Raw genomic sequence first — 20,576 nt, 5'->3', positions numbered from 1 at the left:
GATCCGACGGCGGGCCCGGGGAGTCGGATGATGCGCAAGAGCGGGATGACGCGCCGGACGAGCCGGAGGACGCAACGGCCGGACAGGAGAACGCGGCGGAACGACCGACTTCGACGTCGACCCGGAGGAGTTCGAGTCGGAGATCGAGCGGACCGACATCGGGATCGAGGGGCTCGACGACATGATCCTCGGGGGCGTCCCCAGCCGGTCGCTGCTGTCGGTCATCGGCGGCGCCGGAACCGGGAAGACGACGTTCGCGCTCCAGTTCCTCAACCACGCGCTCGAATCGGGGAAGAAGGGGATCTACATTACGCTCGAACAGACCCGGGAGTCGATCCTCGACACGGCGGCCGAGAAGGGGTGGTCGTTCCGCGAGCACGCGGCCGAGGACCGCCTCGCGGTCGTCGCCATCGACCCGATCGAGATGGCCAACTCGCTGTCGTCGATCCGGAACGACCTCGTCCGGCTCATCGCCGAGTTCGACGCGGACCGGCTGGTGCTCGACTCCGTCTCGCTGCTGGAGATGATGTACGACCACCCCGCGAAGCGCCGCTCGGAGGTGTTCGGCTTCACGCGCTCGCTCAAGGAGGCGGGCGTGACGACCCTGCTCACATCGGAGGCGAGCGAGGAGACGCAGTACGCGTCCAGACACGGGATCGTGGAGTACCTGACGGACGCCGTCTTCGTCCTCCAGTACGTCCGCGCGTCGGACTTCCGCGAGACGCGGCTCGCAGTCGAGATCCAGAAGATCCGCGACGCGAACCACTCCCGCGAGACGAAGCCGTACGACATCACCGACACCGGCATCTCAGTGTACGACCAGGCGAACATCTTCTGAGCGGCCCGGGCGACGAGGTATCTAAACCGACACGCGTCGCCGCGGCGATTGCTTATACATGTCCGGAGTACCGCGGTAGCGCGCGCCTCCGAGTGGCCGCACCGGCGGCCGCGAGGAGCGCGTGCGAGGGAGTCACTCGCCCGGAGCAACGCGGAGGGCGACTGACGAGGTCGGCGAGGGGCGCGGTGCGGGGGATCTCAAAAGGGCAGCCGGGAGGACGACGCAGGCGACGCAAGCGCCGCAGGAACGAGCGAAGCGAGCGTGCGTCGTCCTCCCGGTTGGGACTTTGGAGGTGTTCACCGCAGATCCGCGGTCGGTTATTTTTAAACGAACGTGTGTATAAATGCGGTATAACCCGGGATCAGTGCCCGGAGAGGGAGTGATCGTTCGGTACGGGGCCAAACAGGAGAGTATCGGTGTTACCGTACTGCTTCAGTGACCCATTTCACGCTGTAGCGCCGCGGGAAATGCGGAAGACAGCCGCGTAAGCGTCCGGATGCACCGTCCGGGAATTGAACCCGGGCTATTAGCTTGGGAAGCTAATGTCCTACCACTGGACCAACGGTGCTCAAATTGAGATACCCGACCGTCCCACTTGAACGTAGCGTTTCACCGGGCGGGGCTCACTTCGCCGCCGCCCAGTGCCGCGAGCCACAGTCTTAAGCCGTCACCGACGGAGGCACGCCCATGGCCGAGGACGCAGCAACCGAGAGGCGAACCGACGCGGTCGACCGTGTGCGCGACCGCGCCGCGGAACTCGCCCCCGCGTTCGGATCGACGTGGACCGACGACGAGCCGTGGCGGTTCCTCACCGACCTCACGGCGATCGGGAGCCGGATGGCCGGCAGCGAGGGCGAGGCCCGGGGCGCTGACCTCGTCGCCGACGCCTTCGAGCGCGCGGGGCTCGCGGACGTTCGCACGGAGCCGTTCGACCTCCCGGCGTGGGAGCGCGGGTCGGCGTCGCTCGACGTGACCGTCTCCGGTCGGGGCGGCGAGCCGACCACGCGGTCGTTCGAAGCCCTCGCGCTCCCGTACTCGCCGGGGGGCAGCGTCTCGGGCGAACTCGTCGACGTTGGGTACGGCACCCCGGTGGAGATCGACGAGCGCGACGTGGCGGGCCGGATCGCGGTCGCTTCGACGACCACCCCGGAGGGCGGGCGGTTCGTCCATCGCATGGAGAAGTTCGGCTACGCGGTCGACGCGGGCGCGGTCGGCTTCGTGTTCGTCAACCACCTCGACGGGCAGCTGCCGCCGACCGGGTCGCTCACGTTCGGCGAGGAGGCCGAGGCGGTCGCGGTCGGCGTTTCGAAGGAGACCGGCGCGTGGCTCCGCGAGTACGCGGTCGGTGGCGGGGGGGCCGGACCGAGCGGCTCCGGCGCCGTCGCGCAGGCCGAGCTGTCGGTCGAGGCGTCGACGACGCCGGGCGAGAGCCGCAACGTGATCGGTCGCGCCGGTCCGGACACCGACGAGCGCGTCCTCCTGCTCGCTCACTACGACGCCCACGACATCGCGGAGGGGGCGCTCGACAACGGCTGCGGCATCGCGACGGTCGCGACCGCGGCCGAGATCATCGCGGGCGCCGACCTCCCGCTCGGCGTCGATGTCGTCGCGGTCGGCGCCGAGGAGGTCGGCCTGCTCGGCGCGGAACACCTCGCCGAGCGCGTGGATCTGGACTCCGTGAAGGGCGTGGTCAACGTCGACGGCGCGGGACGGTTCCGCGACCTGATCGCGCTCGCACACGCCTCCACGGCGGCCGCGTCGGTGGCCGAAGCGGTGTCGGCCGCGACGCGCCAGCCGATCGAGGTCGACGCGCAGCCGCACCCGTTCTCCGACCAGTGGCCGTTCGTGCGCCGCGGCGTACCGGCGCTCCAGCTCCACAGCGACTCCGGCGACCGCGGGCGCGGGTGGGGCCACACCCACGCGGACACCCGCGACAAGGTCGACGACCGGAACGTCCGCGAACACGCGATGCTGACCGCCCTGCTCGTCGCCGAGTTCGCGGCGCCCGAGCGCGACCTCCCCCGCCTCGATCGCGACGAACTCGTGACCGCCTTCCGCGAGGCCGACTTCGAGACGGGGATGCGCGCGGCCGACCTCTGGCCGAGCGACTGGGACTGAACGGGGCGGCGTAGGCCGGTCCCGACCGCTCGGTCACTCCATGTCCCCGTCTGGCGTCGGCGGCGGGAGTCGCTTGTGCGCCGTCGCGCGGTGGCGGGCGAGCAGGTCCGCGACGAGGTCGCGGTCGATCCCGGCGAGTACGGCGGCAGCGGAGCCCTCGCCGCCGTCGTCGTCCGCAGTTCGGTCGACCTCGGCGACGGTCGCCGCGATTCGCTCGGCGACCGACTCGGAGTCCAGTCCGCGGTCGACGCCGAGGTGGAGGACGGGGTCCACGACCTCGTAGGGCGCCCCGAGGTCGTCGGCGTCCCGCTGGCCCGGGAGGAACCCGGCCGTCGGTGGCTTCTCGACGACGAACTCCGGCACGTCGAGTTCGGCCGCGAGGGCACGGACGCCAGACTTGTACAGGTGTCCCAGGGGGAACACGTCGGCCGCGCCGTCACCGTGTTTCGTCAGGTAGCCTAAGAGCAGTTCGCTCCGGTTGGCGGTGCCGCAGACGAGGCGGTTCGTCGCGTTGGCGGCGAGGTAGGCGACGGTCATCCGGAGCCGAGCGACCGCGTTCCCCGATCGGACCGGTTCGTCGTGGAGGTCGAAGCGATCGGGGACGACCGCGCCGAACTGCGCGAACAGCGGCTGGAGGTGAACCGTGTCGTGTTCGATGCCCAGCGCTGCCGCGAGCGCCTCGGCGTCCCGTGCGTGGGGCGCGCCGACCTTGTTACACGGGAGTATCAGCCCGTACACGCGCTCGGGACCGAGCGCCTCCACGGCGAGCGCGGTGGTCACCGTCGAGTCGAGCCCGCCGCTCATGTTCACCACGACGCCGTCGGCGGCCGCGGCGTCGACCCGCTCGGCGAGGAACGACCGGACGCGGTCGCGTTCGACCGCGGGATCCCGGTCCGGGAGCAGCGCGCGAGGCAGCGACTCGGAGCTCGGATCGGACCGAGTCACTTGTCGGGCACCCGCCTCCGCCGACCGACCGGCCGAGACGGCCCCGTCGGACTCGAACGCCGACTCGCGGTCAGCCATCGACGCCCTCCGCTTGGTCCCTCGTCCGCGTTCTCTGCCGATTTACACCGCCGGTGAGCCGTCGCGGAGTGACGGGGTGTCCCTGCGAGCGGTGACAAACGTCGCGTTGATTCGTCATCAGTTGCCCGCCGCTTCCGGCTTCGGCGGTAAATACTTGCGGTGTAGATAGTATAAGGAATTAGTACAAAGTTACTCTGAACGGCGCACAATCGACCATAATTACAAAAATAAAGAACTTCAACTGGGACAAGAATTAAAAATATTCGAGAATAGTATCTAGCGAGAGGTTGTTTTTCCGTTACCGCATATCTGAAGTAGTAATCGCAGTATTTTCCAGAAATAATACGGTTTAGTGGGTCTCGTAAGCATATAATGACGTTATATACCAACATTTATGAGGAAGTTGCGCATCGAATTGTGTATGTCAGAAATCGAGTTGAGTTCAAGTCAAAGCCGGGTGCTCACTGCGCTCGTGAACCTCGCGGAAGGAGGGGACGACCCAGTACAGGGGCGAGAGATCGCTGACGCGATCGACCGCAACCCGGGGACGGTCCGGAACCGGATGGGTAGCCTCCGGACCCTCGGACTCGTCGAGGGCGTCGCCGGGCCGGACGGCGGATACATCCCGACCGACGGGGCGTACGACGCCCTCGACATCGAGCGGCTAGACGACGCCGCGACGACCCCGGTGGAGCGCGAGGGCATCCCCGTCGAGGACGTCACCGTCGCTGAGATAGACCTGTCGAGCGTCGCCAATCCGGAACTGTGTCGCGCCGAACTCGTGATCCGCGGTCCCGTCGGCCCGTTCGACGCGGGAGACCACGTGACCGTCGGGCCGACGCCCGCCACCGGGCTGCGGCTCTCTGGCGTGGTCGACGCGACGAACGTCGACGGCAACACCCTGCTGGTCCGCGTCGACGGCATGGAGACGCCGGCGGGCGGATCGGCGGCCTGACGGCCGCGGCCTCGGCGGTCCGGATCGTCCCTCCACGGCCGCCGAGCTCACTCTTCTTCGGCGGCCGAGAACAGCCTGTCGCGGACCGCGCCGGTGGCGGCGGCGGCGTGACGCGCGTCGCGGTGTCGCTCGCCGAATGCGACCCGCGCGCTCCGGGCGGCCTCGCGGTCGACCTCGAACGTCACGTCGGGGTAGCGCACGTCCCACAGCACGAGCGGTTCGGGCGGCGCGGGGCCGACCCCCCGCTCGCCGGGGATCGGGTCGGCGGCGAGCAGCCGTTCGATCCATGCGGGGTCGGCCGTTCCGCGACCCACGGCCCGGACCGCGGCGACGACCCGCCTGACGAGCGCCCGCGGGAACCCGTCCGTCGAGAGTTCGACGACGAGCGCGTCGCCCGCGCGGGTCGCCCGCGCGTCAAGGTCGCGGACCGTGCCCGTCTCGTCTGTCGTCAGGTTGTGGAAGTCGTGTTCGCCGTCGAACCGCGCGAGCGCGTCCCGGAGTCGGTCGTCGTCGACCGCGTGTTCGGGATCCGATCGCGCGGCGTCGGTCGAACCGCCCCCGTCGACCGCGGGGGCGTAGAGGTGGTACCGGTAGGTCCGGCGGACCGCGTCGTGCGTCGCGTGGAACTCCTCTCCGACGTCGGCGGCGGCCCACACGCGGACGGATCCCGGTAAGTGCCCGTTGAACGCGCGGGGGGTGAGCCACGTCGGCGCCTCGAAGGCGACGGTCTGGGCCACCGCCGAGACGCCGGCGTCGGTCCGCCCGGCCGCGGCGTAGCCGGGGGGCGTGGCGTGGGTCGCCCCGTCGCCGCGCTGGACGACGCCGTGGTCCGCGAGCGCTTCGAGGAGCGCGTCCGCCACCGTCTCGGCGTGCGGCTGTCGCTGGAAGCCGGCGTACTCTCGCCCGTCGTACGCGACCCGGAAGGCGCGCGTGACGGTCTCGCGGCCGTTCGACGCGTCCGTCATGGGCGTTCGCTCGGCGCGGCCGTCACTGCCCGTCCGACGCTCCGCGTCCGCCCGTCGCGTCGCCGTCGTCGGCCGGCTCTCGATCCGCCTGATCCGCCGGCTCCCGATCCCCTTCGTCCGTCGGCTCGGTCATCGGAACGGTCACCACCGGTACCGACGCGACGCGGACGACCTTCTCGGTGACGCTCCCGAGGAGCAGCCGTCGGATCCCCTGTCGAGTGTGGCTCGGCATGACGACGAGGTCGGCGCCGTCCTCGATCGCGTTCTCGATGACGTCCAGCGGCTCGCCGCGGACGACGTCGCCGACCGTCTCGACGCCGGCTTCCTCCAGCTCCGCGGTCACCGCTTCCACCCGCTCCTCGGCCGCGTCGACGAGGCGGTCGGAGAACGCGCCCGTCCGCGGCCCGGCGAGCGTGTCGACCGCGGTGTCGGCGGCCGAGACGACGTGGACGGTCGCGCCGTATCGCTCGGCGAGGCTGGCCGCGTGCGGGATCGCGTCGTTCGCCTCGCCGCCGGGTGCGACGGGGAGGAGGATCTGGTCGTACATACGCGGTACTGCTCGCGCCCGCCGGAAAACGATACCGGCCGTCGGTGGTCCGGGGCGGGGACGTCACAGCCCGAGCGCGTCCAGCAGGTCGAACCCGACGCCGGCGTAGCCGACGAGCTTGAAACCGAGGTAGATGCCGACGATCGCCATCACGCCCGGCAGCTCCGGGGGCGCGGGGATCGGAACGCGGAGGAATGCGAACAGCGCGCCGACCGTCACCCCGACGACGAGCGCGGCGACGGTCAGGACCGCGGTCGAACTCATGTCGACGCGTCCGCGGCGTTCGCTTATAACTGCGGTGTTCGCGGCCGGGGACGACCCGCGCGGATGGGCAGGGTTTTCCGACGGGCGCCCTTCCCTGCGGACATGGCACGAGAGGTTTCCGATCCCGACAACCCGCAGGTGACGCTTCAGACCAACCACGGCGACATCGTCGTCGAGCTCTTCGCCGATCGCGCGCCGAAGACGGTCGAGAACTTCCTCGGGCTGGCGCGTCACGACCCCGCGGCCGACGCGGAGCCCGCGCCCAAGACGAACACGTGGGAGGACCCCAAGAGCGGCGAGGTCCGCGGCGACTCGCTGTACGAGGGCATCGTCTTCCACCGCGTCATCGACGACTTCATGATCCAGGGCGGCGACCCGATGGAGAACGGCCGCGGCGGTCCCGGCTACGAGTTCGACGACGAGTTCCACGACGACCTCACCCACGACGGACCCGGGATCCTGTCGATGGCGAACTCCGGCCCGAACACGAACGGCTCGCAGTTCTTCATCACGCTCGACGCGACCCCGCACCTCGACGGCAAGCACGCCGTCTTCGGGCATGTCATCGACGGGATGGACGTCGTCGAGGAGATCGGCGGCGTGCCGACCGGGCGCAACGACGACCCCCGCGAGGCCGTCGAGATCGAGCGCGTCGACGTCGACGAGTAACGGTTTCGCCTCCGCACCGACTGCGTGCGTCACCGTCGCACGCTGCGGGGAGTTGAGAAGAGTTAAATTGTCCCCGACGTAAGCATCGTTCACGCTCGGTTGGTGTAGTCCGGCCAATCATGTTGGCCTTTCGGCGGACGCGGCGCCTCGGCGCCGGTTCGGAAGTCAGCCGACGACCAGGGTTCAAATCCCTGACCGAGCATCCATCATCACCGCGAGCGGCGCGTCTCCTTCTCTGAGCGGCGCGTCGCTACCTCCCCGGCCGCCCGAATGGGAAGAATCACTTTCCTCGGCGACGACGCGTATCCATGAGCGATACACCCGAGAACGGCGGCGACGGCGACGACGCCGGTAGCGACCCTGACGCCGGCGCCCCCGACGAGCACCGGTTCGAGACCCTCGCGATCCACGCCGGACAGGAGCCCGACCCGGAGACGGGGGCGTTGATGACCCCGATCCACGCGAACTCCACCTACGAGCAGGACAGGCCGGGCGACCACCGCGGCTACGAGTACAGCCGGACCGGGAACCCGACGCGGAGCGACCTGGAGGCGAACCTCGCCTCGCTGGAGTCGGGCAGCCACGCGCGCTGTTTCTCCTCCGGCATGGGGGCGATCAACACCGTCCTCAACCTGCTTTCGGCTGGCGACCACGTCGTCGCCGGCGACGACGTGTACGGGGGGACCCACCGCATCCTCACGCAGGTGTACGACGAGTACGACATCGACACCACGTTCGTCGACACGACCGACCACGACGCGGTCCGGGCGGCGATGCGCGAGGAGACCGAGCTGGTTTGGGTCGAGACGCCGACGAACCCCCTGATGAACGTCAACGACATCGGCGCGCTCGCCGACATCGCCCACGAGGGCGACGCGCTCTGCGCGGTCGACAACACGTTCGCGACGCCGTACCTCCAGCGCCCGCTCGAACACGGCGCCGACATCGTCTCCCAGTCGCTGACGAAGTACCTCGGCGGGCACTCGGACACCATCGGCGGCGCCCTGATCGTCGACGACGAGGAACTGGACGAGCGGCTCGGCTTCTACCAGAACTCCGTCGGCGCGACGCCCGGCCCGTTCGACGCGTTCCTCGTCCTCCGCGGGACGAAGACGCTCCCCGTCCGGATGGACCGACACTGCGAGAACGCGATGGCGCTCGCGGAGTGGCTGGAGAGACACGACGCGGTCGAGCGCGTCTACTACCCCGGGTTGGAGTCGCACCCCGACCACGAGCTGGCGGCCGCGCAGATGGACGACTTCGGCGGCATGCTGTCGTTCGAGCTGGACGGCACCCTCGAAGAGGCGTCGACGGTCGTAAGCGAGACGGAGGTGTTCACCCTCGCGGAGTCGCTCGGCGGCGTCGAGAGCCTGATCGAGCAGCCCGCCGCGATGACCCACGCTGCCATCCCGCGTGAGGAGCGGATCGCGGCCGGGCTCACCGACGGCCTCATCCGGGTGTCGGTGGGGATCGAACACGTCGACGACATGAAGGCGGACCTCCGGGCGGCGTTCGACGCGGCGCTGTCGTAGCCCGCCCTGACGGGGTTCGGCGCTCCGCCGGTCACCGAGCGACTGACACCATTTTTATCGGTCCCGGCGAGACAGCCCCCATGAGCGATCCAGACGTCTTGGTGCTTCGACAGACGATCCACGGGCTGGGCCCCGACGAACTGGCGTCGGCGATCCGCGAGCGGCTCCCCGACGCGACGGTCGCGCGAGCGCGAACGCCCGCGGAGGAACTGGAGCTGATCCGGACGGCGCGGGTCGCCGTCGGGCTCAACGTCGACGAGGAGCTGCTCGCCGCCGCGGAGGAGCTGGAGCTGTTCGCCTGCGTGTTCGCGGGGACGGGCCACCTGCCGCGCGACCTGCTCGCGGACCACGGAATCGCCGTGACGAACGCTTCGGGCGTCCACGGACCGAATATCGCCGAACACGTCGTCGGCTCGATGATCGCGCACGCGCGACAGTTCCACCGGGCGTACCGGCAGCAGACCCGCCGGGAGTGGCGCACCTACGAGACGACGGAGTTGTACGACTCGACCGTCTCCGTGGTCGGGCTCGGCGCCATCGGACGGGCCGTCGTCGACCGCTTAGAGGCGTTCGACGTCGACACCGTCGGCGTCCGCTACTCTCCGGAGAAGGGCGGGCCGACCGACGATGTGTACGGATTCGACGAGTTTCACGAGGCCGTCACCGGGGCGGAGTACGTCGTCTTGGCCTGTCCACTCACGGAGACGACGCGGGGGCTGGTCGACGCCGACGCGCTCAGGACGATGCGGGCCGACGCCGTCCTCGTCAACATCGCTCGGGGGCCAATCGTCGACACGGATGCCCTGGTGACGGAGCTCCGGAACAACCGTATCCGCGGCGCGGCGCTGGACGTCACCGACCCGGAGCCGCTCCCGGAGGACCACCCGCTGTGGGGGCTGTCGAACGCGACGATCACGCCGCACAACGCCGGCCACACCCCCGAGTACTACGAACGCGTCGCGGATATCCTCGCCGACAACGTCGCGCGGTTGAACGCCGGCGACGAACTCCGTAACCGCGTGGTCTGAGACGACACCGAGAAAACACGCCGGTCGTATCCATACTGAAGTGTAGGTATATATAGTAAAATTACTTCTCTATTTATCGGCCCTAGGCATTCTCCACTGCCGTTTTGCGGGCTATTTGACGACAGACGTCTCGCTCAGTGTTCGGCAGTATATATTTTGATCAAAATTAAGGTGTTCCGCTCCGGAGGGTCGGGTATGGAAACGCGGAAGGTCCAAGTCACCGGCGGCTCGACGTACACCGTCTCGATTCCGAAGACGTGGGCGACTGAGAACGACGTCGAGGCCGGGACGGAGATCGAGTTCCACCCCGACGGCGACTCCCTGTTTCTCACCCCGCGGTCGGAGGACGAGCGGATGCGGGGGACGCTCGACATCGCGGACCTGTCCGGGCAGGCACTCCAGCGGGCGGTGACGACGATGTACGTCAGCGGCTTCGACGTCATCGAACTGGAGGCGGCCGAGATCACCACCGAGCAGCGCTCGACGATCCGCGACGCGGTCCAGAGTCTCGTCGGCCTAGAGGTGTTAGAGGAGACGCGGGACCGCGTCGTCGTCCAGGACCTCCTCGACTCCTCCGAGCTTTCGATCCACAACGCGGTCACGCGGATGCGGCTGATCTCGCTGTCGATGCTCGAAGACGCGATCACCGCGCTCGCCGACCGCGACCACGACCTCGCGCGCGACGTGATCGGCCGCGACGACGACCTCGACCGGCTGTGGCTCGTGGTCTCGCGGATCTTCCGCGCGACGCTGCGAACGCCGAAGGCGGCCGAGGAGCTCGGGCTCCCCCGCGAGGAGTGTTTCGACTACCACTCCAGCGCTCGCCAGTTAGAGCGGATCGGCGACCACGCGACGAAGATCGCGCACCTGACCCTGAACATCGAGGACCCGCTTCCCGACGACGTCGTGGAGGCGGTGAACGACCTCCACGGCGACGCGGTCGACGTGATCGACACCGCGATGGACGCGCTGTTCGACGACGACACCGAGGCGGCTACCCGACGAGCGAACGAGGCGAGAACCGGCGTCAGAGCGATCGACGAGCGCGTCAGGTCCATCGACGAGGTCCTCCGCGACCTCGACCCCACCCGCGCGCAACTGCTCGGGCTCGTCGTCGACTCGGTCCTCCGGTCGGCCGACTACGGCGGGAACATCGCCGAGACGGCCCTCCAGAAGGCCGCGCCGACGCCGTGAGGGAAGCGGAGGGGATCGCTCACCGACTCCCCGGACCCCGGCGGCTCGCGGTCGCCGGCGGTGCGATCGTCCTCTTCGTCGCGATCGTCGGCGGCGGCGCCGCCGCGTACTTCGCCGCCGGTATGGGACCGGACGCGGACGCGGTTGCGGCGGTCGAGGCGGACCCGGACATAACCGTCGACCGGACGGCGGTCGGGACCGCGGTCCGCGACGGACCGGTGACGGCGTCGACCGTCGGACTCGTTTACTACCCCGGCGCGCGGGTGGCTCACGAGAGCTACGTCCCCACCGCCGCCGAGATCGTCGCCGCGTCCGACCGGGTCGCGCTCGTCGTCGTGGTGGACGCTCCCCTCAACCTCGCCGTCCTCGCGCCGGACCGTGCCGATCGCGTGCGCGAGCGTCACCCGGAGGTCGGTGTCTGGGCCGTCGGCGGCCACTCGCTCGGCGGTGCCATGGCCTGCCGGCACGCCGCCGAGAACGCCGCGGCCTACGAGGCGCTCGTCCTCCACGCCGCGTACTGCGACCGCGACGTCTCCGACAGCGGCCTCGACGTGCTCTCGGTGCTCGGCGGCGCGGACGGCGTGATCGACGCCGAACGGGAGCGCGCGTCGCGGGCGAACCTCCCGTCGGACGCGCGGATCGTGAAACTCGACGGCGTCAACCACGCCGGGTTCGGGGCCTACGGCCCGCAGCGCGGCGACGGTCCCGCGTCGCTGTCGCCCGACGCCAGCCGGGAGGCGGTCGGGAACGCGACCGGGACGTGGCTCTCGGAAGGGGGCGCGGCGACCCGCAGTGTCGAGCCGCGACTAGTTCCGGACCGCGGTGCGTGGTCGGTCGCCGACCGTGGCCCGGTGTCGCCCGATCCCGCCGTGCTCGTCGTTGCCGGGTGAGCGGGTTTTTTGAGCGCGCTCCCCCGAGGGGATCCCATGCCAGAGATCGAACTCGGCGTGCCGAGGGGCGTCATCGAGTCGCTTCCGGAGGAGGAGGGGACCGCCGAGCAGGACATGCGGCGCGCCATCGCGGGGATCCAGTCGCGACTGAACGAGGCGCTCGACAAGGCCGACCCCGACGAGGCGGCCGAGGTCGTCGCCGACGCGGTCGAGCGCATGGAGTCGCAGGCGAGCACGTACCACGAGTTCGTCCCGGAACTCCGCGCGTGGGGGCAGTCGCCGATCTACGCGATCGCGTGGCGGAACCTCTACCTCGAGCTCATCGGCCAGCTGTACGACCACGAGTGGCTCGCCGACGACCTCGACCGGGAGCGGAACTTCCGGCTGGTCGAGGACGGGATTCGCCTCTCCGACCTGTGACCAAGCGACCGTCGCCTTCCGTGGCCGACCGCTTTTAAGCCGCCGCGACCCGACGTACGGGTATGGAACTGGAACTGCGGTTCTTCGCGACGTTTCGCGAGGCCGCCGGCGGGAAGACGGTGAACGCGGAGTTCGCCGACGCCGCGACCGTCGGCGACGTGCTGCGCGAACTGGAGTCGGAGTACGAGGGGATGGAGGGCCGACTGATCGCCGACGGGGACCTCGCCCCGCAGATCAACGTCCTGAAGAACGGCCGCGAGGTGCTCCACCTCGACGGGCTCGACACACCGATGGCGGACGGGGACCGGCTCTCTGTGTTCCCGCCCGTCGCGGGGGGCGCATGAGCGACGACGGCTCGGCGACCGCCGAGGACGTGGTCGACGACGCGGACGCTTCCGGCCTCCCGCCGGCCGAGGAGGGGTGGGAGCGCGAGACGGTCGCGTACCGCGGTATCTCTCGGCGGCTCGCCGCCCATTACCTCAGGAACTTGGGCGGGGAACTCGTCGGAACCGACGAGCCCGCGGAGGCGACCAGCGTGGAGGGCGACGGCTGGCGGGCGGCCCTCAGCGCCGAGAAGGTGACCGCCGCGGCCGCGATCGAGATCACGGAGGTGACCGCCGAGTTCGCGGGCGACCCGGACGCCCTCGGTGACCTCCTCCCGAAATACCGGCAGAAGGCCATGCGCGCCGGCGGGTGATGTCCGACGACGACAGCGAGTCCGGCGACCACGGAGAGGACGCCGATGGCCGCAAAGGGGACGCCGACGGCGAGGTCGACGGTCATGGAGCGGACGCCGACGGTCGTGGAGCGGACGCCGACGGCGAGGCCGACGACCGCAGAGCGGGTACCGACGGTCGTGGAACGGACACTGACCGGGACCCGGGGACGTACCCCATCGAGGGGACAGCGCTAGTGAAGACGACCGCGCTTGCGAGTGTGCCCGCTGCGCGCGTGCCGACGCTCCTCGCGCGCGTCCAAGCCGACCTCGGCCCCAGAATCGATGCGTATCGCCGGGGGTACGAGCAGATCGAGGCCGAGCCGGGGCGCGAGACGTTCCTTGTCCAGCCGGACCACTGGGACGAGGTGGCCGAGCGCGTCGGGCTCTCCGAGCGCGAGCGCGACGCCGTCGTCCGCGCGCACGAGGCCGCGGTCGAACGGCTCGGGGCCGGGAGCGGTCGCCGGGCGGAGTTCGACGCCGCCCTAGAAATCCGGTCGGCCGTCGTCATCGGTCTCAACGAAGATGGGGACGGTAGTCGTGAGGAGGATACCGGTCGTGAGGCGGACGGTAGTCGTGAGGCGGACAGCGACGATTGATCCGGGCCGTGCCGCCACCGACGCCTTTTCGAACCGCAGCGCAGAGGTGCCTGTATGCGACTCGCTCGACTGCTCACGCCGGACGGTCCCGTGGTCGGCCGATACGACGACGGCACAGTCGTCGCCGACGACGGCCGGTACGAGGTCGGCCGCGACGGCCGACTGCTCCCGCCGTGTGACCCCACCGCGCTGTACTGCGTCGGCCGGAACTACGCCGAGACGCTCGACCAGATGGACTACGAACGGCCCGAGGAGCCGGATTTCTTCATCAAGCCCCCGACGAGCCTGCTCGCGCACGGCGAGGAAATCCGATATCCAGAGTGGACCGACGAGCTGACGTACGCCGGCGAACTTGTCGCCGTGCTCGACGAACGGTGCCGGGATCTCGCCCCCGAGGACGTCCCGGAGGTCGTCCGCGGCTACACGATACTGAACGACGTCGACGCGCTCGACCAGCAGGGCCGGACCGCGCGGAAGGCGTTCGACGGGTCGGCGCCGCTGGGCCCGTGGATCGAGACCGACGTGGACCCGACGGATATCGACATCGAGACTACCGTGGGCGGCGAGGTGCGACAGGACGCGACCACCGAACTGATGCTGTTCGGTCCCCGAGAGGTCGTCTCGTACCTCTCGAAGCGGTTCACGTTCGAGCCCGGCGACTGTGTCGCGTTCGGCAGTCCGGCGAACCCCGGGCTCGTCGAACCCGGCGAGCGGGTCGAAATCACCTACGAGGGGGTCGGGACGCTCTCGAACGCGGTGGTCGCGTCGGGCGGGGAGTGACGGCGCCGAGTTCGGCCGGGTGAACGCCGGGTGATCTCACCGATCCGCGGGGTCGAAGTCGTCGACGCTCGCGTCGTCGATTAGGCGGTTGGCGGTCGTCAGCGTCGTCTCGTCGCCGGTCCGCACGTAGGTCCCGAGCGCGTCGACCGCCTTCACGAGCCCGTCCGCGGCCGCGGGCGGCACGTCGCCCCCGAGGGCGTCGGCGCGCGCGACGCGGTCGCGAAGGCGTTCGAACGCGTCGCGAGCGGGACCGATCCGAGAGCCGGGGCTCTCTCCTTCGACGGTAACCGCCGGGGAGTCGCCCTCGGCGTCGGCGGTGCGTTCCGCCCCGTCCGGTCCGGCGCCGGATTCGAGTTCGTCGAGGAAGTCGAGCGCGTCGCTGCGGTACGCCTCGACCGCGCGCACGGCGGCCATCCCTCGGGCCTCGCGGAGCGCGGTCGGTACCTCCCCCGCAGCCGGGCGCTCGCCGTCGTCGGCGCCGGCGAGCAGCCCGAGGAGGTACTCGCGATCGGCGTCGGTCGGGTCCCGGAGCCGTTCGAAGCAGTCCACCGCCTCCAGCAGCTCTCGGGCGGCGAGGTAGGTCTCGTCGAGCGGCACGAGACGCCCGCCGTCGATGAACCCGCGCTTCCGGCAGTACTCCCGGAGGTCGGACTGGAGCTCGTCGACGCCAGAGCGCGGGAGCGTCCCGGTCGCGTTCCCGAACCGCTCGCGGTGCGCCGCGAGGTCGAGCGCGACGGGCGCGTCGGTGTGTGCCGTCCGGGCGTCGACGCCGACGCTGCGCAGGTCGCCGCAGCTCGGACACGCGACGGAGCCCGTCTCGTAGTACGACCACCGCGTGCCACAGGACTGGCACTCGCGTTCGCCGCGGACCTTCATACGTTCGGCTTCGTCGCGTCCGCCCTAAATGACTGCGGGTCGAGCGTGTGGCCACGCGGGATACGGGCGAGCCGTGCGATCTCGCGAGGCGGGCGGTCGCGGAACGGGCGGCCGCGGGACGGGCGGCCGCGGAACAGGCACCTCCCTACAGGCGGCTCGGGTACCAGCATATTTCATCCCTTCCGGCGAACGATCGGTATGAGCTGGCACGCCGTCGACGCGGTCGACCGCGCCGTCGACGCGACGCAACGGTTACTCTTTCCGTTCGAGGCGGTCCGATGGGCGAAGCTCGCCGCCCTCGCGGCCGGCATGGCGGGCGGCGGCGCCGCGGCGTCGCACGTCGGTGCCTCGTCACTCGGCGCTTCGACGGCCGGGCTCGTGGGGTGGGCGACATCTACCTCGACGGGCGTCGGGGCGGGACCGGTGGGGATCGGACGCATCGTCGGTCCGGCAGCCGAGCGCGTCGCGGGACTCGACGACGCGCTGCTCGTCGCGGCCGCGGTCGGGGGGCTGGTCGCGGCGTTCGCGCTCGTCACGTGTTCGGTCGCATTCCGGCTCGCGTTCTACGACGCGCTCGCGACGACGGAAGTCGCGCTCTGTCGACCGTTTCGTACACGGTTTCGGCAGGCCCTCGGGCTGTCGGCCGTCGTGACGGCCGGCGCGGTCGTCGCCGCGATACCGGCGGCCGCGTTCACGGTCGTTGCCGCAGACTCTGCTGTGTCGGGCGCGGCGGGCGTAGAGGTCGGCGGGGTACCCGGTGCCTCTGAGGTCGCGGTCGTCGCGCTCGGAGTCACCGCTGGCGGCGTAGCGCTGATCGGGACCGTCGGCTCCCGGCTCACGCTGGAGCTCGTCGCGCCGGCGATGGTCGCCCGCGACGTCGGGGTGCTCGCCGGGTGGCGGACGGTTTGGGCCTCGCTCCGCGAGTCGCTGAGCGATGTCGCGGTCTACCTCGCGGTTCACGCCGTCGTCGCGGCGAGCGCCGGGATCGTCCGGGCCGTCGCAGTCGCCTCCGTCGGCGGGGTGGTCGCCGCGGTCGGCCTCGTCGTGCTGGTGCTCGCCGCGGTCCCGCTCGGCGGAGTGGCGGCGTTGGTCGAGACGACCGCGGGGGCGATCGTGCTCGCGACCGTCCTGCTGTGTGCGGTCGCCGCCGTCGCGGTGCTGACGCTCCCCGTCCTCATCGTGGCGCGAACGTACCTGACGGCGTACGAAGTCTCGACGCTCGCCGGGCTCGCTCCGGGGCTCGCTCCGCTGGCGCCGACGCTCGTCGCGAGCGACGACCCGGAGCCAGCCGACGGTGGGCCGGTCTGAGGACGCGCCGACGGGGCTCCGCGGTCGACGGACATCCAAGTTGTCGACGAGCATCGAAACGCCAACACACATCGAGATCTCGTTGAAGTACTTCGATGCCGTCGAAGGGCGCCGCAAGATCGTCGAACGTCGAATCACACACTCGACACCATCGCATACCTTTTTACTCCGTTCACGAATGGAGAAAGACATGGGACTAGACGACGACGCCCGGGAGTATCACCGGCAGGAGCCGCCCGGAAAGATCGAGATAGAGACGACGAAGCCGACGAACACCCAGCGAGACCTCTCGCTGGCGTACTCCCCCGGGGTCGCGGCGCCGTGCCGCGATATCGCGGCCGACCCGGAGTCCGTCTTCGAGTACACGGCGAAGGGAAACCTCGTCGCGGTCGTCTCGAACGGCTCGGCCGTCCTCGGGCTCGGTGACATCGGCGCGGCCGCCTCGAAGCCCGTGATGGAAGGGAAGGGGGTGCTGTTCAAGCGGTTCGCCGACATCGACGTGTTCGACATCGAGCTCGACATCGACGCCGTCGACCCGTTCTGCGAGGCCGTGAAGGCGATGGAGCCGACGTTCGGCGGCATCAACCTCGAGGACATCAAGGCCCCGGAGTGTTTCAAGATCGAGGAGCGGCTCCGCGAGGAGATGGAGATCCCGGTGTTCCACGACGACCAGCACGGCACCGCGATCATCTCCGGCGCGGCGCTGATGAACGCGGTCGACATCTCCGATAAGGACCTCTCGGAGCTCGACATCGTCTTCTCCGGCGCCGGCGCGTCGGCCATCGCGACGGCCCGGTTCTACGTCTCGCTGGGGGCGCGCGAAGAGAACATCACAATGTGCGACTCCTCCGGGATCATCACCGAAGAGCGGGTGGCGGCCGGCGACGTCAACGAGTACAAAAGCCAGTTCGCCACCCCCATCGAAGACGGCGATCTCGCGGACGCCATGGACGGCGCAGACGTGTTCGTCGGGCTCTCCGTCGGGGGTATCGTCTCGCAGGAGATGGTCCGCTCGATGGCCGCGGACCCGATCATCTTCGCGATGGCGAACCCCGACCCGGAGATCACCTACGAGGACGCCAAGGACGCCCGGGACGACACAGTGATCATGGCGACTGGTCGGTCCGACTACCCGAACATGGTGAACAACGTCCTCGGGTTCCCCTTCCTGTTCCGCGGGGCGCTCGACGTGCGTGCGACCGAGATCAACGAGGAGATGAAGGCGGCCGCCGCGGAGGCGCTAGCCGACCTCGCGCGCAAGGACGTTCCGGACGCGGTCGTGAAGGCGTACGGCGACGACCCGCTCCAGTTCGGTCCCGACTACGTCATTCCGAAGCCGCTCGATCCGCGGGTGCTGTTCGAGGTGGCGCCGCGCGTCGCGGAGGCGGCGATGGAGTCCGGATCGGCCAGGACGGAGATCGATCTGAACCAGTACCGCGAGCGCCTCGAGGCTCGCCTGGGGAAGTCCCGCGAGATGATGCGGGTCGTGTTGAACAAGGCGAAAAGCGACCCGAAGCGGATCGCGCTCGCGGAGGGCACCGACGAGAAGATGATCCGCGCGGCCTACCAGCTCTCCGAGCAGGGGATCGCGGAGCCGGTGTTGCTCGGCGACGCCGACACCATCTCCCGGACCGCGTCCGAGCTCGGGCTCTCGTTCCGCCCCGAGGTGGTCGACCCGGACGAGCGGGACGTCTCCGGATACGGTGAGCGGCTGTACGAGCTCCGAAAGCGCAAGGGGATCACCAAACGCGAGGCCGACGATTTGGTCAAACGGGACACCAACTACCTCGGGAGCGTGATGGTAGAAACCGGCGACGTCGACGCGATGCTCACCGGGCTCACGCACCACTACCCGTCCGCGCTCCGGCCGCCCCTCCAGATAGTCGGTTCGGCGGCCGACACGGACACCGTCGCCGGGGTGTACATGCTCACCTTCAAGAACCGGGTGATCTTCTGTGCGGACACGACCGTCAATCAGGACCCCGACGCGGAGACGCTGGCGGAGGTCACGCGACACACGGCGGACCTCGCGCGACGGTTCAACGTCGAACCGCGCGCCGCGATGCTATCGTACTCGAACTTCGGGAGCGTCGACAACGAGGGGACGGGGAAGCCGCGCGACGCGGTCGACATTCTTCAGTCCGACGACGTGGTCGACTTCCCGGTCGACGGGGAGATGCAGGCCGACACCGCGGTCGTCGACGACATCCTCAACGGGACCTACGAGTTCTCCGAACTTGACGAGGCGGCCAACGTCCTCGTGTTCCCGAACCTTGAGGCCGGGAACATCGGATACAAACTCCTTCAGCGGCTCGGGGGCGCCGAGGCCATCGGACCGATGCTCGTCGGCATGGACGAGCCGGTCCACGTCCTCCAGCGTGGCGACGAGGTGAAGGATATCGTCAACCTTGCGAGCGTCGCCGTCGTGGACGCCCAAGAGTAGCTCGCCGGGTGTACCGCGGGCGCCGGGACACCAATTTTACTTGTTTCCGACTACAACATCGGTGGTATGGGAACGAGCGAGGATCCGGACGAGCCGGCCGGGCCGCGAGTGCTGGATAACAGGCGCGACGCGACTCGTTACCGGGTTCTCGTCGAGATCGCCGCGCGGCAGCCGGCGGTGAGCCAAGAAGAGATCGCGGACGTCATCGGTGTGACCTCGCAGGCGGTGAGCGACTACGTCCGCGACTTGGTCGACGGAGGGTTCGTGGAGAAACGCGGTCGAGGTCGGTACGAGGTGACCAAAGAGGGAGTCGACTGGATAATCACGCGAACCGACGCCCTCTCGGACTTCGTGTCTCGCGTGTCCGACGATGTTCTGGGAAGCGTCGACGTCGACGCCGCCGTGGCGACCGACGCGGTTGCGGAAGGTGACGACGTCGGGCTGGAGATGCGCGACGGCGTGCTACACGCCGTCCCGGAGGGGGGATCGGCGACAGCGGTCGTCGTCACCGGCGGTGAGGCCGGAGAGGCGGTCGGCGTCACCGACTTCGAGGGGGTCGTCGAGTACGATCCGGGCGTGGTGACGGTCGTGTCCGTCCCGGCGGTGACCGAAGGGAGCCCGCCGTCTCCCGAGGTCATCACGGGTCGCGCCGCGGACGCGGATCTGATCGCGGTCGGTGGGACCGAAGCCTACGCGCTCGCGACGCGGACCGGGCTCCGGCCGGACATCCGATTCGGTTCGGCGACGGGCGTGTCTCAGGCCGCCCTCCGGGGCTTGGACGTGCTGTTGCTCGTTTCGACCGACGAGCTTTCTCGCCACACGACGCGACTCCGTGAAGACGGCGTTCGGTATGAGGTACGCGACTCTCTCACACCGTAGGTCGGTACGTCGGTCGCTGTGGTTTCGTACGGTGAGACACACCGTGTTTCCGGTGAAATGGGGCTATCTTGGGTGGGAGCGACTTCGCTGTGGGCGGTTTAGTTATCTATCTGACCGATATAGAACAACAGGATTTATATCCTACATCAGAGTAAAGCTCACCAAGCGAAATGAGCGACAGCTCGCCGAGCGATACATGCGTTTCACCGGAAACTACTATTCTACTGAGAGCTCGCACTTCGTTGGAAGCCCCACCCCATCTGAAGCCTGAGTTTCACCGGAAACACGGTCTCCCCCCTGTTGGTCGGCTCGCCTGAGGCACTCAGCGAACACCCCGTTTCCGGTGAAACAGTCTCCTCAGACAGTGTCCGTTGACCTCTCCACACCCGTATCCCCGAATTTTCCAACGGTTGTCGCTTCTCCGCTCACTCATCCCAGCCGAATTACTCTATGAGCCCGATCACTCCATGCGTTGGAGCGCGTCACATGCCGGCTCACTCCGTGAGTACTTCCCCCGCCCGCCACCCCACGGC

Annotated in this window: 20 protein-coding genes, 2 tRNA genes and 1 pseudogene; 17 read left to right on the top strand and 6 right to left on the bottom strand. The window is 69.2% G+C overall.

The window, feature by feature from the left end; all coding sequences use genetic code 11:
* Window positions 1–91: 91 nt before the first annotated feature.
* A pseudogene (locus tag EXE41_RS16895) lies at window positions 92–838 on the top strand (KaiC domain-containing protein); the annotation flags it as partial.
* A gap of 497 nt (window positions 839–1,335) precedes the next feature.
* Here EXE41_RS16895 and EXE41_RS16890 read toward each other — a convergent pair.
* Window positions 1,336–1,406: transfer RNA gene (locus EXE41_RS16890), tRNA-Gly, on the bottom strand.
* 119 nt (window positions 1,407–1,525) lie between these two features.
* Between EXE41_RS16890 and EXE41_RS16885 the strand changes: the two genes are divergently transcribed.
* Window positions 1,526–2,956 carry a M28 family metallopeptidase gene (locus EXE41_RS16885; protein WP_137691586.1) on the top strand — a complete coding sequence of 477 codons (1,431 nt, stop codon included), beginning with the start codon at window positions 1,526–1,528 and terminating at the stop codon, window positions 2,954–2,956.
* A gap of 33 nt (window positions 2,957–2,989) precedes the next feature.
* On the opposite strand, the gene nadE is transcribed toward EXE41_RS16885, so the two are convergent.
* On the bottom strand, window positions 2,990–3,979 hold the full coding sequence (gene nadE, locus EXE41_RS16880; protein WP_137691585.1) for an NAD(+) synthase: 990 nt from the start codon (window positions 3,977–3,979) through the stop codon (window positions 2,990–2,992).
* Between the two features lie 421 nt (window positions 3,980–4,400).
* Here nadE and EXE41_RS16875 point away from each other — a divergent pair, with 421 nt between their 5' ends.
* A complete protein-coding gene (locus EXE41_RS16875) occupies window positions 4,401–4,934 on the top strand; it encodes an Rrf2 family transcriptional regulator (protein WP_049932615.1) in 534 nt (177 codons plus the stop codon).
* Between the two features lie 47 nt (window positions 4,935–4,981).
* Here the strand turns inward: EXE41_RS16875 and truA are convergent, their stop codons facing one another.
* From truA to EXE41_RS16860, 3 genes are all read right to left on the bottom strand, one after another.
* On the bottom strand, window positions 4,982–5,899 hold the full coding sequence (truA, locus tag EXE41_RS16870) for a tRNA pseudouridine(38-40) synthase TruA (protein ID WP_137691584.1): 918 nt from the start codon (window positions 5,897–5,899) through the stop codon (window positions 4,982–4,984).
* A 22-nt stretch (window positions 5,900–5,921) separates the two neighbouring features.
* Window positions 5,922–6,446, bottom strand: a complete 525-nt coding sequence (locus EXE41_RS16865) for a universal stress protein (RefSeq protein ID WP_049932617.1) — start codon at window positions 6,444–6,446, stop codon at window positions 5,922–5,924.
* A gap of 63 nt (window positions 6,447–6,509) precedes the next feature.
* Window positions 6,510–6,710: a XapX domain-containing protein gene (locus EXE41_RS16860; protein ID WP_086216656.1), complete on the bottom strand. Its 201-nt coding sequence runs from the start codon at window positions 6,708–6,710 to the stop codon at window positions 6,510–6,512.
* Between the two features lie 102 nt (window positions 6,711–6,812).
* Here EXE41_RS16860 and EXE41_RS16855 point away from each other — a divergent pair, with 102 nt between their 5' ends.
* The 11 genes from EXE41_RS16855 to EXE41_RS16805 all read left to right on the top strand — a co-directional run bounded on the left by EXE41_RS16855 (window position 6,813) and on the right by EXE41_RS16805 (window position 14,537).
* Entirely contained in the window at window positions 6,813–7,379 is a 567-nt protein-coding gene (locus tag EXE41_RS16855) for a peptidylprolyl isomerase (RefSeq protein ID WP_137691583.1), read from the top strand.
* A gap of 93 nt (window positions 7,380–7,472) precedes the next feature.
* Window positions 7,473–7,581 (top strand) — tRNA-Glu (locus EXE41_RS16850).
* A 106-nt stretch (window positions 7,582–7,687) separates the two neighbouring features.
* Window positions 7,688–8,911, top strand: a complete 1,224-nt coding sequence (locus EXE41_RS16845) for a cystathionine gamma-synthase (protein ID WP_049932623.1) — start codon at window positions 7,688–7,690, stop codon at window positions 8,909–8,911.
* A gap of 80 nt (window positions 8,912–8,991) precedes the next feature.
* Window positions 8,992–9,939, top strand: a complete 948-nt coding sequence (locus EXE41_RS16840) for a D-2-hydroxyacid dehydrogenase (protein ID WP_086219858.1) — start codon at window positions 8,992–8,994, stop codon at window positions 9,937–9,939.
* A gap of 195 nt (window positions 9,940–10,134) precedes the next feature.
* Window positions 10,135–11,133: a phosphate uptake regulator PhoU gene (locus tag EXE41_RS16835; protein ID WP_049932625.1), complete on the top strand. Its 999-nt coding sequence runs from the start codon at window positions 10,135–10,137 to the stop codon at window positions 11,131–11,133.
* Entirely contained in the window at window positions 11,130–12,023 is an 894-nt protein-coding gene (locus tag EXE41_RS16830) for an alpha/beta hydrolase (protein ID WP_137691582.1), read from the top strand. Before EXE41_RS16835 ends, EXE41_RS16830 begins: the two co-directional genes overlap by 4 nt.
* 36 nt (window positions 12,024–12,059) lie before the next feature.
* Window positions 12,060–12,443 (top strand): hypothetical protein, encoded by a 384-nt coding sequence (locus EXE41_RS16825; RefSeq protein WP_137691581.1) that lies wholly within the window; start codon window positions 12,060–12,062, stop codon window positions 12,441–12,443.
* Between the two features lie 62 nt (window positions 12,444–12,505).
* Window positions 12,506–12,787, top strand: coding sequence for a ubiquitin-like small modifier protein 1 (locus EXE41_RS16820; RefSeq protein ID WP_049932629.1), 282 nt, complete (start codon window positions 12,506–12,508; stop codon window positions 12,785–12,787).
* Window positions 12,784–13,140 (top strand): hypothetical protein, encoded by a 357-nt coding sequence (locus tag EXE41_RS16815; protein WP_137691580.1) that lies wholly within the window; start codon window positions 12,784–12,786, stop codon window positions 13,138–13,140. The genes EXE41_RS16820 and EXE41_RS16815 overlap by 4 nt, the downstream gene beginning before the upstream one ends.
* A gap of 197 nt (window positions 13,141–13,337) precedes the next feature.
* The gene (locus EXE41_RS16810; protein ID WP_086216663.1) at window positions 13,338–13,757 is read left to right on the top strand and encodes a hypothetical protein; all 420 of its coding nucleotides are present in this window, start codon (window positions 13,338–13,340) and stop codon (window positions 13,755–13,757) included.
* A gap of 54 nt (window positions 13,758–13,811) precedes the next feature.
* The gene (locus EXE41_RS16805; protein WP_086216661.1) at window positions 13,812–14,537 is read left to right on the top strand and encodes a fumarylacetoacetate hydrolase family protein; all 726 of its coding nucleotides are present in this window, start codon (window positions 13,812–13,814) and stop codon (window positions 14,535–14,537) included.
* 36 nt (window positions 14,538–14,573) lie between these two features.
* Here EXE41_RS16805 and EXE41_RS16800 read toward each other — a convergent pair whose 3' ends face one another.
* Entirely contained in the window at window positions 14,574–15,413 is an 840-nt protein-coding gene (locus tag EXE41_RS16800; protein WP_137691579.1) for a hypothetical protein, read from the bottom strand.
* Window positions 15,414–15,611: 198 nt separating this feature from the next.
* Between EXE41_RS16800 and EXE41_RS16795 the strand changes: the two genes are divergently transcribed.
* The 3 genes from EXE41_RS16795 (at window position 15,612) to EXE41_RS16785 (ending at window position 20,043) form a co-directional block, all read left to right on the top strand.
* Window positions 15,612–16,721, top strand: coding sequence for a hypothetical protein (locus tag EXE41_RS16795; RefSeq protein WP_137691578.1), 1,110 nt, complete (start codon window positions 15,612–15,614; stop codon window positions 16,719–16,721).
* A 190-nt stretch (window positions 16,722–16,911) separates the two neighbouring features.
* The gene (locus EXE41_RS16790) at window positions 16,912–19,164 is read left to right on the top strand and encodes an NADP-dependent malic enzyme (RefSeq protein WP_137691577.1); all 2,253 of its coding nucleotides are present in this window, start codon (window positions 16,912–16,914) and stop codon (window positions 19,162–19,164) included.
* A 66-nt stretch (window positions 19,165–19,230) separates the two neighbouring features.
* On the top strand, window positions 19,231–20,043 hold the full coding sequence (locus EXE41_RS16785; protein ID WP_086216991.1) for a MarR family transcriptional regulator: 813 nt from the start codon (window positions 19,231–19,233) through the stop codon (window positions 20,041–20,043).
* Window positions 20,044–20,576 lie beyond the last annotated feature (533 nt).

Source organism: Halorubrum sp. SD690R (assembly GCF_005435035.1).
GTDB classification, from domain to species: domain Archaea; phylum Halobacteriota; class Halobacteria; order Halobacteriales; family Haloferacaceae; genus Halorubrum; species Halorubrum ezzemoulense.
This window is presented reverse-complemented; position numbering and strand designations above follow the sequence as displayed.

What these genes read in the sequence shown, in the direction of transcription:
- EXE41_RS16840 (WP_086219858.1), top strand. Translation starts at nt 8,992, where the DNA reads ATGAGCGATCCAGACGTCTTGGTGCTTCGACAGACGATCCACGGGCTG.
- EXE41_RS16825 (WP_137691581.1), top strand. Translation starts at nt 12,060, where the DNA reads ATGCCAGAGATCGAACTCGGCGTGCCGAGGGGCGTCATCGAGTCGCTT.
- EXE41_RS16835 (WP_049932625.1), top strand. Translation starts at nt 10,135, where the DNA reads ATGGAAACGCGGAAGGTCCAAGTCACCGGCGGCTCGACGTACACCGTC.
- EXE41_RS16795 (WP_137691578.1), top strand. Translation starts at nt 15,612, where the DNA reads ATGAGCTGGCACGCCGTCGACGCGGTCGACCGCGCCGTCGACGCGACG.
- nadE (WP_137691585.1), bottom strand. Translation starts at nt 3,979, where the DNA reads ATGGCTGACCGCGAGTCGGCGTTCGAGTCCGACGGGGCCGTCTCGGCC.
- EXE41_RS16885 (WP_137691586.1), top strand. Translation starts at nt 1,526, where the DNA reads ATGGCCGAGGACGCAGCAACCGAGAGGCGAACCGACGCGGTCGACCGT.
- EXE41_RS16860 (WP_086216656.1), bottom strand. Translation starts at nt 6,710, where the DNA reads ATGAGTTCGACCGCGGTCCTGACCGTCGCCGCGCTCGTCGTCGGGGTG.
- EXE41_RS16865 (WP_049932617.1), bottom strand. Translation starts at nt 6,446, where the DNA reads ATGTACGACCAGATCCTCCTCCCCGTCGCACCCGGCGGCGAGGCGAAC.
- EXE41_RS16800 (WP_137691579.1), bottom strand. Translation starts at nt 15,413, where the DNA reads ATGAAGGTCCGCGGCGAACGCGAGTGCCAGTCCTGTGGCACGCGGTGG.
- EXE41_RS16785 (WP_086216991.1), top strand. Translation starts at nt 19,231, where the DNA reads ATGGGAACGAGCGAGGATCCGGACGAGCCGGCCGGGCCGCGAGTGCTG.
- EXE41_RS16845 (WP_049932623.1), top strand. Translation starts at nt 7,688, where the DNA reads ATGAGCGATACACCCGAGAACGGCGGCGACGGCGACGACGCCGGTAGC.
- EXE41_RS16815 (WP_137691580.1), top strand. Translation starts at nt 12,784, where the DNA reads ATGAGCGACGACGGCTCGGCGACCGCCGAGGACGTGGTCGACGACGCG.
- EXE41_RS16790 (WP_137691577.1), top strand. Translation starts at nt 16,912, where the DNA reads ATGGGACTAGACGACGACGCCCGGGAGTATCACCGGCAGGAGCCGCCC.
- EXE41_RS16805 (WP_086216661.1), top strand. Translation starts at nt 13,812, where the DNA reads ATGCGACTCGCTCGACTGCTCACGCCGGACGGTCCCGTGGTCGGCCGA.
- EXE41_RS16820 (WP_049932629.1), top strand. Translation starts at nt 12,506, where the DNA reads ATGGAACTGGAACTGCGGTTCTTCGCGACGTTTCGCGAGGCCGCCGGC.
- EXE41_RS16855 (WP_137691583.1), top strand. Translation starts at nt 6,813, where the DNA reads ATGGCACGAGAGGTTTCCGATCCCGACAACCCGCAGGTGACGCTTCAG.
- truA (WP_137691584.1), bottom strand. Translation starts at nt 5,899, where the DNA reads ATGACGGACGCGTCGAACGGCCGCGAGACCGTCACGCGCGCCTTCCGG.
- EXE41_RS16875 (WP_049932615.1), top strand. Translation starts at nt 4,401, where the DNA reads ATGTCAGAAATCGAGTTGAGTTCAAGTCAAAGCCGGGTGCTCACTGCG.